This is a genomic window from Delftia sp. K82, from assembly GCF_002193035.1.
GTDB classification, from domain to species: Bacteria; Pseudomonadota; Gammaproteobacteria; order Burkholderiales; family Burkholderiaceae_C; genus Comamonas; species Comamonas acidovorans.
In genome coordinates this window covers 189101-202869 of the sequence record NZ_MYFL01000001.1, presented here as the reverse complement: position 1 = coordinate 202869, position 13769 = coordinate 189101, and the positions used below count along the sequence as shown (strand labels likewise).

Sequence of the window (13769 nt, the reverse complement as noted above, 5' to 3'; positions counted from 1 at the left end):
TCAGTCCAGGCTCTTGCCCACGATGCGGATCAGGAAGAGGGAGACGATGTTGGCCAGCACCACGGCAAACAGTGCACCGGCCGAGGCCACGCCCACGTCGAAGTTCATCAGCGACTGCTTGTAGATCAGGTAGGTCAGGTTGGTGCTCTCGTTGCCGGGCCCGCCCGCCGTGGTGATGGCGATCTCGGCGAACACGCTGAGCAGGAAGATCATCTCGATCATCACCACCACCGCCATGGGCCGCGCCAGATGGGGCAGCGTGAGGTAGTAAAAGCGCTGCAGGGCGTTGGCGCCATCCATGCGTGCCGCCTCCATCTGCTCGCGGTCCAGCGACTGCAGCGAGGTGATGAAGATCAGGCAGGCGAAGGGCAGCCATTGCCAGGACACCATGACGATGACGGACAGCAGCGGCATCTCGGTGAGCCAGTCCACGGGCTGCAGTCCGACGGCCCTCCACAGGCTGGCCAGCACGCCATAGATCGGGTTCATCATCATGTGTTTCCACAGCAGCGCATTGACCGTGGGCATCACGAAGAACGGCGAGATCAGCAGCACCCGCACGACGCCACGCCCCGGAAACGGCTCGTTGATCAGCAAAGCGATCAGCACGCCCAGCACCAGGGTGATCAGCACCAGGCTGGCCAGGAAGTTCAGCGTGTTCCACACGGCGGGCAGGAAGTCCGGGTCGGTGACGAAGAAGGCGTAGTTGTCCCAGCCGGCGAAGCGGTGCTCGCCCGGCTGCATGAGGTTGTAGTTGACGAGCGAGAAATAAATCGTCATCAACAAGGGCACGAGCATCCAGCACAGCAGCACGGCCACGGCGGGCGCCATCAGGGCGCGGGGCAGCAGGCGCCTGGCGGACGCCGCCCTGTCGGGAGTCCTATCGGCCCTCATTTGTAGTAGCCGCTTTTCCTCATCTCGCGTTCGGCCAGCGTCTGCGAGGTACTGAGCGCCTGCTCCACCGTGACCTTGCCCGACAGCGCAGCGCTCATCTGCTGGCCCACGGCAATGCCAATGGCCTGGAACTCTGGAATCGCGACGTACTGCACGCCGGCATAGGGCGACTTGGGCTCGGTCGCATCGGTCAGGCTCACGCTGTCGATGGCCCGCTTCTCGGCTGCGGCAAAGCCCGCCACCTTCTGGAACTCGGCATTGGCATAGGTGGACTGGCGCGTTCCTGTGGGCACGGCACGCCAGCCGTGCTCCTGCGCGACCAACTGCACATACTCCCTGGAGGTGGCCCACTTCACGAAGACCTGGGCCGCATCGGCCTTCTTCGAGCTGGAGGGAATGGCCAGGTTCCAGGTCCACAGCCAGGTCGATCCCTTGGGCGTGCTGGCCATGGGTGCGGCCGCATAGGCCACCTTGTCGGCCACCTTGGATTGCTTGGGGTCGCTCACGAAGGAGGCGGCGATGCTCGCATCCACCCAGGCGCCGCACTTGCCCTCGTTGAACAGCGCCAGGTTTTCATTGAAGCTGTTGGCCGAGGCGCCCGGGGGGCCATAGGCCTTCATCAGGTCCACATAGAACCCCACGGCCTTCTTCCAGGCGGGTGTGTCGATCTGCGGCTTCCACTGCATGTCGAACCATTGGCCGCCGAAGGTATTGGCCATGGTGGTGATCAGGGCCATGTTGTCCCCCCAGCCCGGCTTGCCGCGCAGGCAGATGCCGTAGACCCCGGCCTTGGGATCGTGGACCTTGGAGGCGAACTCCCGGACCTGCTCCCAGGTGGGCTTGTCGGGCATCTGAAAACCCGCCTTGTCGGCCAGGTCCTTGCGGTACATGAGCATGGAGCCTTCGCCATAGAAGGGCGAGGCATAGAGCTTGCCTTCGTAGGACAGGCCTTCGCGGATGGTGGGCAGCAGATCGGCCGCGTCATAGGCGGCATCGGTGGCAATGGGCTGCAGCCAGCCCTTCTTCGACCAGATCGGCACCTCGTAGATGCCAACGGTCATCACATCGAACTGGCCGCCCTTGGTGGCGATGTCGGTGGTCACGCGCTGGCGCAGCACGCCTTCTTCCAGCGTCACCCATTTGAGCGTGATGTCGGGGTGGGCCTTCTCGAACCGGGGGGTGAGCTTTTGCATCTCGATCATGTGGCCGTTGTTCACGGTGGCGATCACGAGTTCGGTGCCGGCGAGTGCGCCCACTGCGGCAGTGGCCATGGCCAATGTGAGGCTGGCCTTGAGCAAGCTGTGCATTTTTGTCTCCTTGTTCCCTGGTCTTCGAATGCTGGATCACCGCGCCTCCCATCCCGGCTGCGGATGAGGCATTGTGGCGACGGCCTCGTGCCCGGACTGGTACGACAGATGCGCCTTTCGATACTTTTATGCGCAGCCAAGCCGGTGATATCCCTTAGCCGATGCATCAAACCATTTGCCGCTGCTGCGGCGCATCCCTACCTCCTAGAATTCCGTTCATCCGCATCTCCGAGGCAGACCATGGCCGTGCAGCGCATCCCTGTTCCACCGAGTGCACTCGGCGAGTCCCCCTTCTGGCACCCGCAGCAACACCGGCTCTACTGGTGCGATATCCAGGACCGGCACATCCATTCCTGGGAGCCCGCCACAGGCCTGCACCGCAGCTGGGCCACGCCCAGCGAACCGGGCTGCTGCGCTCCCACGGACCGGGGCCGCATCGTGGTGGGGCTGCGCGATGACTTCGGCCTGCTGGACACCGCCACGGGACACACCGAAATGATCGCCCGCCTGGACCATGATCCGCAGCAGCTGCGGCTCAACGACGGGCGCTGCGACCGCGCCGGGCGGCTGTGGGCGGGGTCACTGTTCTCGCCCAAGACGGCGCCCGATGCCGCGCTGTGGTGCCTTCGCGCGGACGGCGCCGGAGGCTACGCCGTTCAGCGCATGGCAGGCGACTGCACCACGGCCAACGGCCTGGCCTTCAGCCCCGATGACGCCTGGATGTACTGGGCAGACACGCCAGCCCACCGCATAGACCGCTTTGCCTTCGACCTGGACTCCGGCACGCTGGGCACGCGCTCTCTGTGGAAGGCCTTCGCCCCCAAGGCCGAGGGCAGGCTCTATGGCGGCCGCCCCGACGGCGCCAGCGTCGACGTCCGGGGCAACTACTGGGTGGCCATGTACGAAGGCGGCTGCGTGCTGCAACTGAGTCCCGAGGGCGATGTGCTGCAGCGCCTGGACACGCCCGTGCGCTGCCCCACCATGGTCTGCTTTGGGGGGGAGGACCTGCGCACGCTGTACATCACCTCGGCCGGACACGGCCGGCCAGCTCCGGAGCGATCGGCGCAGGTGCCTGCCGGCGCGCTGATGGAGTGCCGTGTCGATGTGCCGGGCCTGCCGGTGAACAGCTTCCGCGAAGCCTGAGCCTGCACAGCCCCGGCAACGTGTTGCCAGGGGCGTCAGGCCCGCATGCGCTGCAGCAGTCCTGCGGTCGATGCATCGAGCTCCGCCACATCCCCGCTGGCCAGGCGCTGCTGCAGGTCGCGCGCCAGCAGCTTGCCCAGTTCCACCCCCCACTGGTCGAAGCTGTTGAGGCCCCACAGCGCGCCCGCCACGAACACGCGGTGCTCCTGCAAGGCGATCAGCGCACCCAGCGCCGCCGGCGTGAGCGCATCCAGCAGTACGAAGGTACTGGGCCGGTTGCCCGGGAAGTGGCGATGGCCATCATCGCAGGAACGCCCCTGCATCAAGGCCTGGGCCTGGGCCAGGGCGTTGGCCAGCAGTTGCTCATGGTGGCCCTGCAGGCCGTGCGACGGCCGCTGCACGGCGATGATCTCCAGCGGCACGATGTCCGTCCCCTGGTGCAGCATCTGGAAGAAGGCATGCTGCCCATCCGTACCCGGCTCGCCCCAGAGCACGGGGGCTGAGCCCAGCGCCAGCGGCCGGCCCTGGCGGTCCACGCGCTTGCCATTGCTCTCCATCTCCAGTTGCTGCAGATAGGCCGGCAGGCGCCGCAGGCCTGCGTGGTAGGGCGCAATGCAGCGGCTGGCAAAGCCCAGCAGATTGCGGTTCCAGACATCGAGCAGGCCCAGGCGCACGGGCAGGTTGGCCTGCAGCGGTGCCGTGCGGAAGTGGCGGTCCATGGCATGCGCGCCGGCCAGCAGGTCGCGGAATGCCGCTGCTCCCACGGCGAGGGCCACGGGCAGCCCGATCGCCGACCACAGCGAATAGCGCCCGCCCACCCAGTCCCAGAAGCCGAAAGTGGTGGTGATGCCCATCTGCGCAGCCGCCGAGGCATTGGTGGTCAGCGCCACGAAATGCCGCGCCACATCTTCACCGCCCTGCGCATGGAACCATTGCAGCGCACTGCGCGCATTGGTCAGCGTCTCCTGCGTGTTGAAGACCTTGGAGGCCACGATGAACAGCGTGCTGCGCGGCTGCAGCCCATCGAGCACCGATTGCAGCTCATGCCCATCCACGTTGGAGACGAAGTGCATGCGCCGCCGTGCGTCGCACATCCCCTGCAACGCCTGCACGGCCATCTGCGGCCCCAGGCCCGATCCGCCGATCCCCATGCACACCACATCGGTGATGCCGGCATCGGCCCTCACGCGCTCGGCATAGGCCAGCATGGCATCCAGCGTTTCGTGCACCTGGGCCAGGGCCCATGCCAGGCCCGGCGGCGACTCGCCGCGCGGGCAGCGCAGCAGCGCGTGCAGCACGGCGCGGCCCTCGCTGCCGTTGACGTGCTCGCCGGCGAACATGGCATCGCGCTGCTGCTCCACTGCGCACTCGCGCGCCAGACGCAACAGCAGCGCCTCGGCCGGGGCATCCCAGAGGTTCTTGGACAGGTCTGCAAAACAGTGTGGCGCCTCCTGGCTGAAGTGCGCGAACCGGCCGAGATCATCGGCAAAGGCGTGGCGCAGATCGAAGCCCTTGCGCAGGGCCAAGGCATGGTGGTGCAGCGCAGGCCAGACAGTGGCATGGTCGCAGCGCGGGGGCTGGGGAATGACGGACAGCATGGGATGAAAGTAATCTGATTACCAAATCAACAACACATCTCTGGAACAAAATCTCAATACCTTCCTATAATTTATCCGATTCTTCAAAATTTTGGTAACCAAGTTACCAAAAATAGACACACCAACTTGTGGAGACAGCATGGGTTTCGATCTGGTTTTGTTCGGTGGCACGGGTGATCTCGCATGGCGCAAGCTCATGCCCGCGCTGTTCCAGGCGTTCCGCCACGGCACCCTCCCCGAGGGGGGACGCATCCTGTGCGTGGGTCGCGATGATCTGAGTGACGACCAGTACCGCGCGCTCATCCAGGGTCGCTTCGAAAAGGTGGAACTGTCCAAGCGCCCCAGTCCAGAGGAGTTCTCGCGTTTCGCGGCCCTGCTGCACTACCTGCGCATGGACCTGTCGCAACCCGCCGACTACGAGCGCCTGGCCACGGCGCTGAACACGCGCGGCGCCGAGACGGTGGTGATGTACCTGGCCACTGCGCCCAGCCTGTTCACCACGGTCTGCGAGCAGATCGCCGCCGTGGGCCTGAATGGCCCGCAGACGCGCGTGGTGCTGGAAAAGCCGCTGGGCCACGACCTGGCCTCCAACCAGGCCATCAACGCCACGCTGCGCAAGGTCCTGCGCGAAGAGCAGGTGTTTCGCATAGACCACTACCTGGGCAAGCCCTCGGTCCAGAACCTGCTGGCCCTGCGCTTCGGCAACGCCCTGTTCGAGCCACTGTGGCGGCGCGAGACCATTGCCAACATCCAGATCACCATTGCCGAGGAACTGGGCGTGGAAAGCCGTGGCGCCTTCTACGACCAGACCGGCGCGCTGCGCGACATGGTGCAAAACCATGCCCTGCAACTGCTGTGCGCCATCGGCATGGAGCCGCCGATCAACGCCTCGGCCCACGCCATCCGCGACGAAAAGCTCAAGGTGCTGCAGTCGCTCAAGCCCTGGACGCCGGAAACCCTGAGCCAGCACGTGGTGCGCGGCCAGTACCTGGCCGGCGCCAGCCAGGGCCAGCCCGTGCCCGCCTACCAGCAAGAGAAAGGCGTGGCGGCCGGCAGCCAGACCGAGACCTTCGTCGCCCTGCGCACCGAGATCTGCAACTGGCGCTGGGCCGGCGTGCCCTTCTACATCCGCACCGGCAAGCGGCTGGCAGGACGGGATGCGCGCATCGTCGTGAACTTCCGGCCCGTGCCCCATCCCATCTTCCGCTCGCCCCTGTCCGAAGCCAACCGCCTGGTCATCAACCTGCAACCCAAGGACGGCCTGGAGCTGCACCTGCTGGCCCAGGGCGCCACCCAGCAGCAGGCCGAGCCTTCGCTGGCTCCCGTGCACCTGAACCTGGACTTCGACCAGCGCTTCGGCGCCAAGCGCGTGGGCGCCTACGAGCGCCTGCTGCTGGACGTGATCGCCGGGCGGCTGAACCTGTTCGTGCGCAGCGACGAGCAGGAACAGGCCTGGCGCTGGGTGGAACCCATACTGCAGCACTGGCGCAACGATCTCTCGGGGCCGCGCGGCTATGCGGCTGGCAGTTGGGGGCCCAGCGCGGCCAGCGCCATGATTGCGCGGGATGGGTTTTGTTGGAGCGAGGAGGTTTGAGGCTCCCCCTGAGGCGCTGCGCACCTTCCCCCTCTCTCGCTGCGCGGGAGGGGGACGACACCCTCGGTGCGGGGCGGCCCTTCCTCGGTGTCCCTGGGGTGGGCCGCGACAGTTTCATACGCCGCGCCTGCATATGGCGCCACGCAGTTGGCATATGGCCCGTGAGAAACGCTGAATCATGGGGGAACCTACAATGAGGCCCCGAGAGACTGACCACACCATGAATCCTGCTGCGCCGGCTGCCGATGCCGCCCCCACTTCCTCCCTGATCGATCCCAAGCTCGCCATGGGATGGATGCACACGACACGCTTTTTGACGACGGCTGCGCAACTGCACCATCTTCCCAAGGTCGATGTGCCCGAGATCGCGTTCGTGGGCCGCTCCAATGCCGGCAAGTCCACCTGCATCAACACGCTGACGCAGCAAAAGCAGCTGGCCTTCGCCTCGAAGAAGCCCGGCCGCACGCAGCACATCAACCTGTTCTCCCTGGGCAAGCAGGGCGTGACCGACGCCGTGCTGGCCGATCTGCCCGGCTACGGCTACGCCGCCGTGTCGCGCACGGACAAGCAGCGCTGGCAGCGCGTGATGCTGAACTACCTGGTCAGCCGCGAGAGCCTGACGGGCATCGTGCTGCTGTGCGATCCGCGACTGGGCCTGACCGAACTCGACGAAGCCTTGCTCGATGCCCTGCGCCCGCGCGTGCAGGAGGGCCTGAAGTTCCTCGTGCTGCTGACCAAGGCCGACAAGCTCACGCGCGCCGAGCAGGCCAAGGTGCTGTCCATCACGCGGCTCAATGCCGGCGGTGGCGAGGTGCGCATGTTCTCCGCGCTCAAGAAGCAGGGTGTGGATGAGGTGGCCCAGCTGCTGTGGCACTGGAGCCATCCCGAAGGGCTGGCCCAGCCGGCAGCCGCTGCACCGCAGGCGGACGTCGCAGCCGCGACGCCCGGCGAGAGCGACAGCCCCCAAGATTAGCGCCCGGAGGCGCTCGTGTAGCCAGCGCCCCGCAAGGAGCGCAACATGGTGACCACCTGCATTCGTGAGCTGCCTCACGGCATCCATCTGCACTGCCGCGTCAGCGGCGAACCCGGCCGGCCGCTGCTGCTGTTCCTGCACGGCTTTCCCGAAGGCAGCTTCATCTGGGAAGGCATGCTGGAGCAGTTCGGCACGCAATGGCGTTGCGTCGCCCCCGATCTGCGGGGCTTTGGCCATTCCAGCCAGCCGGCCGGCGTGGAGCAGTACAAGGCCAAGCACCTGCTGCAGGATCTGGCGGCGCTGATCGCCATCGAAAGCCCTGGCGCACCCGCAGCCTGCGTGATCGCCCACGACTGGGGCGGTGCACTGGCCTGGGGCCTGGCCAATCGCCATCCCGGGCTGATGCAGCGGCTGATGATCCTCAACGCCCCGCATCCAGGCGCCTTTCTGCGCGAGTTGCTGGACAACCCCGTGCAGCAGGCCGCAAGCCAGTACATGCATTTCCTGCGCCGCCCCGACGCACCCGCCCTGCTGGCCGACAACAACTGGCAGCGCATGCTGGGATTTTTCCGCACACCGCAGGGCGAGTTGCCCGGCTGGCTCACGCCGCAGCTGCAGCAGCGCTACCGCGAGCACTGGGACCTGGGCGTGCAAGGCTCCTGCCACTACTACGGCGCCAGTCCCCTGGTGCCGCCCCGGCCCGAAGATCCGGCCTCAGCCGACGCACTGCGCAACCTGAGGCTGCCGCCCGAGATGCTGGACATCGGCGTGCCCACGCATGTGCTCTGGGGCGACAGCGACCCGGCGCTGCAGCCTGCCTTGGTCGAAGGCCTGGAGCCGTGGGTGCCGCGCCTGACGGTGCAGCACCTGGCAGGCACTTCGCACTGGGTCGTGCACGAGCAGCCCGATGCGGTGCGGCAAGCGCTGGAGCAGTTCCTGTCCTGCCCCGTTCAGTAGACCGAAGGCTCGCCCTCGGGCCGGGTCTTGAAGCGCCTGTGCACCCAGTAGTACTGGTCGGGCATGGTGCGAATCGCCGCTTCCAACTCGCGGTTCATGCGTGCCGTGTCGGCCTCGGCATCGTCGGTGGGAAAGTCCGTCCAGGCCGGCGTGATCTCGGCCACGTAGCCCGTGGGCGTCATGCGCGTATACATACCCAGCACCTTGGCCCGGCCCAGGCGTGCAAAGCGCGACAGCGAGGGGATGGTGGCCGCGTTCACGCCGAAGAAGGGCACGAAGACCGAGTCGTTGCGGCCGAAGTCCATGTCGGGCAAAAGGTACAGCAGCCCGCCCTTGCGCAGGCTGGAGATGATGGGCTTGACCCCGTCGGCGCGGTTGAGCATGCGCACGTCGCCAAAGCGCTGGCGCCCCGACATGAACCACTCATCGACCGCCGGGTCCGGATGGGTGGAGAAGATCGAGGTGAAGGGCCGCGTGGTGTGCAGCGGCAGCGCCAGGCCACCCGCATCCATGCTGTAGAAATGCGGCGCGAACAGGATGGTGGGCGTATCGCCATCGAGCTCATGCACGGCGCCCTGCAGCTTCACGCGCTCGGCCACCACCTCGCGCGGCGCGGCCCACAGCCAGCTGCGGTCCAGCCAGGTCTGGCAAAAGACGATGAAGTTGCTGCGCGCCAGCTCCACGCGCTGCGCCTCGGTCAGCTCGGGAAAGCACAGTTCCAGATTGCGCAGCGCCACCTTGCGGCGCGGAGCCGCCAGCACAAACAGCACACGCCCCAGAAACGCACCCAGCCCCCGCAGCCACGGCAGCGGCATCCAAGCCAGCGACCGCATCAGCCATACGCCGATGCGCCCGCTCATGCACCCACCTCGCCGGCAGCTGCTTCACGGCGCGGCTGCTTGTAGCGCGCATAGCCCCACAGGTACTGCTGCGGGCATTGGCGGATGGTGTGTTCCATCGCCTCGTTGATCTGCTGCACCGCAGCTTCCAGATTCTCGGACAAGGGCACGGGCAACTCCTCAAGATACAGCGCATAGCCCCGCCCCCAGGACAAGCGCTCACAACGGGCCACGATCACCGCGGCCCCCGTCTGCAACGCCAGGCGCGCCGCCAGCGTCATCGTATAGGCATCACGGCCGAAGAACGGCGACCAGACGCCCTGCCTCTCGGGCGGAACCTGGTCGGGCAGCAGCCCCACGGCCGTGCCCTTGCGCAGCGCCTTGATCATCTGTCGCACGCCGGCCAGCGTGGTCGGCACGGCCTGCACGCCGGGGCGGTTGCGCGCCGTCTCCATGACGCGGGCCAGCCAGGGCTGGCGCGCGGGGCGGTAGAGAATGGTGATCTCGCCATGCTCGGCCGACCATTGCCGCGCCGCCTGCTGCACCGACAGCTCGAAGCAGCCCAGGTGGGGCGTCAGAAAGATGATGCCGCGCCCGGCAGCGTAGGCCCGGCGCACGCATTCCTCGTTGTGCATCTCGCAGCTCGGCTGCCTGCCCATCCACATGCGCGGCAGCTCCGCCACCATGCGCCCCGCATGCCCCACGGCCGGCGCCACGGCGCCGAGGCCGTAGCCGGCCTGCCGGGCGTTGGCCAGAAAGCGGCGCCGGTACGTGGCCGAAGCGGCGAACGCCACCCAGCCCATGAGCGCGCCAAGGGGGTGCAATAGCCACAAAGGCAGTGCAGCAAACAGTCGGAACAGGGATGGCATTAAAATGATGGGTGTCGCTGAGTTAACTGAGCAACTTGCAGAGCGACGTTAAACAATTTCTGCTAAAGCGTTCGCCAGAGCTCCTGCAGCTTGGGCAGCGCCCAGCAAAAAAGCTGCAACCAAGGAGTTTATTCATATGGCGAACGACTTTCTTTTCACCTCGGAATCCGTCTCTGAAGGCCATCCGGACAAGGTGGCTGACCAGATCTCTGACGCGATCCTGGACGCCATTTTCGCCCAAGACCCGTACAGCCGCGTGGCGGCCGAGACGCTGACCAACACGGGCCTGGTGGTTTTGGCAGGTGAGATCACCACCGGCGCAAACGTCGACTACATCCAGGTCGCACGCGACACCATCAAGCGCATCGGCTACGACAACACCGACTACGGCATCGACTACAAGGGCTGTGCCGTGCTCGTGGCCTACGACAAGCAAAGCCAGGACATCGCCCAGGGCGTGGACAAGGCCAGCGATGACGAGCTCAACACCGGCGCCGGCGACCAGGGCCTGATGTTCGGCTACGCCTGCGACGAGACGCCCGAGCTGATGCCCGCGCCCATCTACTACGCGCACCGCCTCGTCGAGCGCCAGGCCCAGCTGCGCAAGGACGGCCGCCTGCCCTTCCTGCGCCCCGACGCCAAGAGCCAGGTGACCATGCGCTACGTGGACGGCAAGCCCCACAGCATCGACACCGTGGTGCTGTCCACCCAGCACAGCCCCGACCAGTCGGAAACCGCCACCAAGATGAAAGCCAGCTTCACCGAAGCCATCATCGAGGAAATCATCAAGCCCGTGCTGCCCTCCGAGTGGCTGCAGGACACCAAGTACCTGATCAACCCCACGGGTCGCTTCGTTGTCGGCGGCCCCCAGGGCGATTGCGGCCTGACCGGCCGCAAGATCATCGTTGACACCTACGGCGGTGCCTGCCCCCATGGTGGCGGCGCCTTCAGCGGCAAGGACCCGACCAAGGTGGACCGCAGCGCCGCCTACGCCGCGCGCTACGTGGCCAAGAACATCGTGGCTGCCGGCCTGGCACGCCAGTGCCAGATCCAGGTGGCCTACGCCATCGGCGTGGCACGCCCGATGAACATCACGGTCTACACCGAAGGCACGGGCGTCATCCCCGACGCCGAGATCGCCAAGCTGGTGGCCGCCCACTTTGACCTGCGTCCCAAGGGCATCATCCAGATGCTGGACCTGCTGCGCCCCATCTACAGCAAGACCGCCGCCTACGGCCACTTCGGCCGTGAAGAGCCCGAGTTCACCTGGGAGCGGACGGACAAGGCAGCCGTGCTGCGCGCGGCTGCCGGCCTGTAAAGACGCCCCTCGCCACCGACAAGCCCCATGCAGGCCCCGCCTTCATGGGGCTTTTTGCGTGAGGTGTCCCTTGCTGGCACCCGGGTCCTGGCCTCTTCGCTCTGGCGGACAGCCTTAGCTCACTACACTTGGACCCTGGTAAGCGTTTCACTTCACCCTCCGACGCACAGCGCCAAGCCCATGCTCTCCACCACCCAGCTCCTGGTCATAGACCCCCAGAACGACTTCTGCGATCTGCCTGACGACTGGTGTCCTGGCGGGCAACATCCCAGCCTGCCCGTGGCGGGCGCCCATGCCGACATGCAGCGGCTTGCCGGTTGGATACGGCGCGAGGGGGCGAAGGTGGACGCCATCACGGTGACGCTGGACTCGCACCAGCGCTACGACATCGCCCATCCGGCTTTCTGGCAACAGGGCAATGGCGGCGATAGCGGTGACGGCGGCGATGTGGTGCCTTTCACCGCGATTACGGCGGCACAGGTGCGGTCCGGCGTGTTCCGGCCCCGCAACAGCGGGGCATTGCAGCGCAGCCTGGACTATCTGGATGCACTCGAAGCCAACAGCCGCTACACGCTGATGGTCTGGCCCGTGCACTGCGAAGTGGGCAGCTGGGGCCACGGTATCCATGCCGATGTGCTGGCGGCCTGTGGCGACTGGCAGCAGCAGCGCCAGCGCGCCGTGTACAACGTTTTCAAGGGGCTCAATCCCTGGACCGAGCATTACAGCGCGCTGCTGGCCGAGGTGCCGGACCCTGCCGATCCGGCGACCTTGCTGAATACGGCCTTGCTGGAGCGGCTGGGCCAGGCAGACATACTGGTGGTTGCGGGCGAGGCGAGCAGCCACTGCGTGCGCTCCACGGTCGAGCATCTGGTCGAGCACCTTCCCCATCCTGAGCGCATCGTGCTGATGCATGACGCCATGAGCCCGGTGCCGGGCTTCGAGTCTGCGCACCATGATTTCCTGGCAGCCATGCAGGCCCGCGGATTGCGGCTGGCCTCCAGCCAAGAACTCCACCTGTAGAGGCCGGACCGCCTTCCCGCGCGCAGCCCCCTTTCCTGTTTCCCCAGCATCGCACCATGGCTCCCATCATCACCAGCCTGCTCGACACCGATCTCTACAAATTCACGATGTGGCAGGCCATGCTGCACCGCAATCCCCAGACCGAAGCCGAATACGAATTCGTCTGCCGCACGAAGACGGCCTTCCCGCTGGCCGAGCTGCTGCCCGAGGTGGAGCGCGAGCTGGACGCCCTGTGCGCGCTGCGCTTCACGCCCGAAGACCTGGCCTACCTGGGCGGGCTGCGCTTCATGAAGAGCGACTTCATCGACTTTCTGCGCATCTTCCAGTTCCAGCGCGCCTTCATCCGTGCCTGGGCCGATGGTGACACCCTGCACATCGAGGCCAAGGGCCCCCAGGTCCATGTGATGGGCTTCGAGATCTATGTGCTGGCCATCGTCAACGAGCTGTATTTCCGGCGCTTCGACGCCGAGGCGGCGCTGGCCGAAGGCCGCAGGCGCCTGGCCGGCAAGATCGAGCGCCTGCGCCACCTGGCCTGCGAGGCCAGGCTGCGCAACCCGTTCGAGCTGTTCGACTTCGGCGTACGCCGGCGCTTCTCGGGCGCCTGGCAGCGCGAGGTGGTCCAGGCCTTTGCCACGCAGACGGCGCAGTGGTTCAAGGGAACGTCCAACGTGCTGCTGGCGCGCGACTTCGGCATCGTGCCCATCGGCACCATGGCCCATGAGTACCTGCAGAGCTACCAGGCCCAGGGCGTGCGCCTGCGCGACTTCCAGATCGCCGCGCTGGAGGACTGGGTGCAGGAGTACCGGGGCGACCTGGGCGTGGCCCTGACCGACACCGTGGGCATGGATGCCTTCCTGGCCGATTTCGACATGTACTTCGCCAAGCTCTTCGACGGGCTGCGGCACGACTCGGGCGACCCGTATGCCTGGGGCGAGAAGGCCATCGCCCACTACCAGAAGCTGCGCATAGACCCGCAGGCCAAGCGCCTGGTGTTCTCCGACGGCCTGGACCTGGACACGGCCCTGGCCCTGTACCAGCGCTTTGCCGACCGCATACAGCTGGGCTTCGGCATCGGCACGCGGCTGACCAACGACATGGGGCTGGAGACCATCAACATCGTGATGAAGCTCACCCATGCCAACGGCCAGCCCGTGGCCAAGATCTCGGACTCGCCGGGCAAGACGCTGTGCAACGACGAAACCTATCTGGCCTATCTGCGCCAGGTCTTCGGCCTGGCCCAGCCTGTCGCCGTCTGAC

Annotated in this window: 12 protein-coding genes; 7 read left to right on the top strand and 5 right to left on the bottom strand. The window is 66.4% G+C overall.

Annotated features, from left to right (window positions below; genetic code table 11):
* A complete protein-coding gene (locus KDK82_RS00890; protein WP_088163770.1) occupies window positions 1–894 on the bottom strand; it encodes a carbohydrate ABC transporter permease in 894 nt (297 codons plus the stop codon).
* Window positions 891–2201 (bottom strand): sugar ABC transporter substrate-binding protein, encoded by a 1311-nt coding sequence (locus KDK82_RS00885; protein WP_088163768.1) that lies wholly within the window; start codon window positions 2199–2201, stop codon window positions 891–893. Before KDK82_RS00885 ends, KDK82_RS00890 begins: the two co-directional genes overlap by 4 nt.
* 240 nt (window positions 2202–2441) lie before the next feature.
* Between KDK82_RS00885 and KDK82_RS00880 the strand changes: the two genes are divergently transcribed.
* Window positions 2442–3344, top strand: a complete 903-nt coding sequence (locus KDK82_RS00880) for an SMP-30/gluconolactonase/LRE family protein (RefSeq protein WP_088163766.1) — start codon at window positions 2442–2444, stop codon at window positions 3342–3344.
* Between the two features lie 35 nt (window positions 3345–3379).
* Here KDK82_RS00880 and pgi read toward each other — a convergent pair whose 3' ends face one another.
* Window positions 3380–4942, bottom strand: coding sequence for a glucose-6-phosphate isomerase (pgi, locus tag KDK82_RS00875; RefSeq protein WP_088163764.1), 1563 nt, complete (start codon window positions 4940–4942; stop codon window positions 3380–3382).
* Window positions 4943–5081: 139 nt separating this feature from the next.
* On the opposite strand from pgi, the gene zwf reads away from it, so the two are divergent.
* The 3 genes from zwf (at window position 5082) to KDK82_RS00860 (ending at window position 8466) form a co-directional block, all read left to right on the top strand.
* Window positions 5082–6536 carry a glucose-6-phosphate dehydrogenase gene (gene zwf, locus KDK82_RS00870; RefSeq protein ID WP_012207397.1) on the top strand — a complete coding sequence of 485 codons (1455 nt, stop codon included), beginning with the start codon at window positions 5082–5084 and terminating at the stop codon, window positions 6534–6536.
* Window positions 6537–6756: 220 nt separating this feature from the next.
* On the top strand, window positions 6757–7509 hold the full coding sequence (yihA, locus tag KDK82_RS00865) for a ribosome biogenesis GTP-binding protein YihA/YsxC (RefSeq protein ID WP_013800744.1): 753 nt from the start codon (window positions 6757–6759) through the stop codon (window positions 7507–7509).
* Window positions 7510–7554: 45 nt separating this feature from the next.
* The gene (locus KDK82_RS00860; protein WP_088163762.1) at window positions 7555–8466 is read left to right on the top strand and encodes an alpha/beta fold hydrolase; all 912 of its coding nucleotides are present in this window, start codon (window positions 7555–7557) and stop codon (window positions 8464–8466) included.
* Here KDK82_RS00860 and KDK82_RS00855 read toward each other — a convergent pair.
* Window positions 8460–9326 (bottom strand): lysophospholipid acyltransferase family protein, encoded by an 867-nt coding sequence (locus tag KDK82_RS00855; protein WP_088163760.1) that lies wholly within the window; start codon window positions 9324–9326, stop codon window positions 8460–8462. The genes KDK82_RS00860 and KDK82_RS00855 overlap by 7 nt on opposite strands.
* Window positions 9323–10174, bottom strand: coding sequence for a lysophospholipid acyltransferase family protein (locus KDK82_RS00850; protein WP_088163758.1), 852 nt, complete (start codon window positions 10172–10174; stop codon window positions 9323–9325). The genes KDK82_RS00855 and KDK82_RS00850 overlap by 4 nt, the downstream gene beginning before the upstream one ends.
* A 136-nt stretch (window positions 10175–10310) precedes the next feature.
* On the opposite strand from KDK82_RS00850, the gene metK reads away from it, so the two are divergent.
* From metK to pncB, 3 genes are all read left to right on the top strand, one after another.
* Window positions 10311–11492 (top strand): methionine adenosyltransferase, encoded by a 1182-nt coding sequence (gene metK, locus KDK82_RS00845; RefSeq protein ID WP_012207402.1) that lies wholly within the window; start codon window positions 10311–10313, stop codon window positions 11490–11492.
* Between the two features lie 180 nt (window positions 11493–11672).
* Window positions 11673–12512, top strand: coding sequence for a cysteine hydrolase (locus KDK82_RS00840; protein WP_088163756.1), 840 nt, complete (start codon window positions 11673–11675; stop codon window positions 12510–12512).
* A gap of 56 nt (window positions 12513–12568) precedes the next feature.
* Window positions 12569–13768 (top strand): nicotinate phosphoribosyltransferase, encoded by a 1200-nt coding sequence (gene pncB, locus KDK82_RS00835; protein ID WP_012207404.1) that lies wholly within the window; start codon window positions 12569–12571, stop codon window positions 13766–13768.
* The last annotated feature ends 1 nt before the right edge of the window (window position 13769 follow it).

Excerpts from the sequence above, each read along its gene's own strand:
- KDK82_RS00855 (WP_088163760.1), bottom strand. The coding sequence starts at position 9,326 with ATGAGCGGGCGCATCGGCGTATGGCTGATGCGGTCGCTGGCTTGGATG.
- zwf (WP_012207397.1), top strand. The coding sequence starts at position 5,082 with ATGGGTTTCGATCTGGTTTTGTTCGGTGGCACGGGTGATCTCGCATGG.
- metK (WP_012207402.1), top strand. The coding sequence starts at position 10,311 with ATGGCGAACGACTTTCTTTTCACCTCGGAATCCGTCTCTGAAGGCCAT.
- KDK82_RS00850 (WP_088163758.1), bottom strand. The coding sequence starts at position 10,174 with ATGCCATCCCTGTTCCGACTGTTTGCTGCACTGCCTTTGTGGCTATTG.
- KDK82_RS00840 (WP_088163756.1), top strand. The coding sequence starts at position 11,673 with ATGCTCTCCACCACCCAGCTCCTGGTCATAGACCCCCAGAACGACTTC.
- KDK82_RS00890 (WP_088163770.1), bottom strand. The coding sequence starts at position 894 with ATGAGGGCCGATAGGACTCCCGACAGGGCGGCGTCCGCCAGGCGCCTG.
- pncB (WP_012207404.1), top strand. The coding sequence starts at position 12,569 with ATGGCTCCCATCATCACCAGCCTGCTCGACACCGATCTCTACAAATTC.
- KDK82_RS00880 (WP_088163766.1), top strand. The coding sequence starts at position 2,442 with ATGGCCGTGCAGCGCATCCCTGTTCCACCGAGTGCACTCGGCGAGTCC.
- yihA (WP_013800744.1), top strand. The coding sequence starts at position 6,757 with ATGAATCCTGCTGCGCCGGCTGCCGATGCCGCCCCCACTTCCTCCCTG.
- KDK82_RS00885 (WP_088163768.1), bottom strand. The coding sequence starts at position 2,201 with ATGCACAGCTTGCTCAAGGCCAGCCTCACATTGGCCATGGCCACTGCC.
- pgi (WP_088163764.1), bottom strand. The coding sequence starts at position 4,942 with ATGCTGTCCGTCATTCCCCAGCCCCCGCGCTGCGACCATGCCACTGTC.
- KDK82_RS00860 (WP_088163762.1), top strand. The coding sequence starts at position 7,555 with ATGGTGACCACCTGCATTCGTGAGCTGCCTCACGGCATCCATCTGCAC.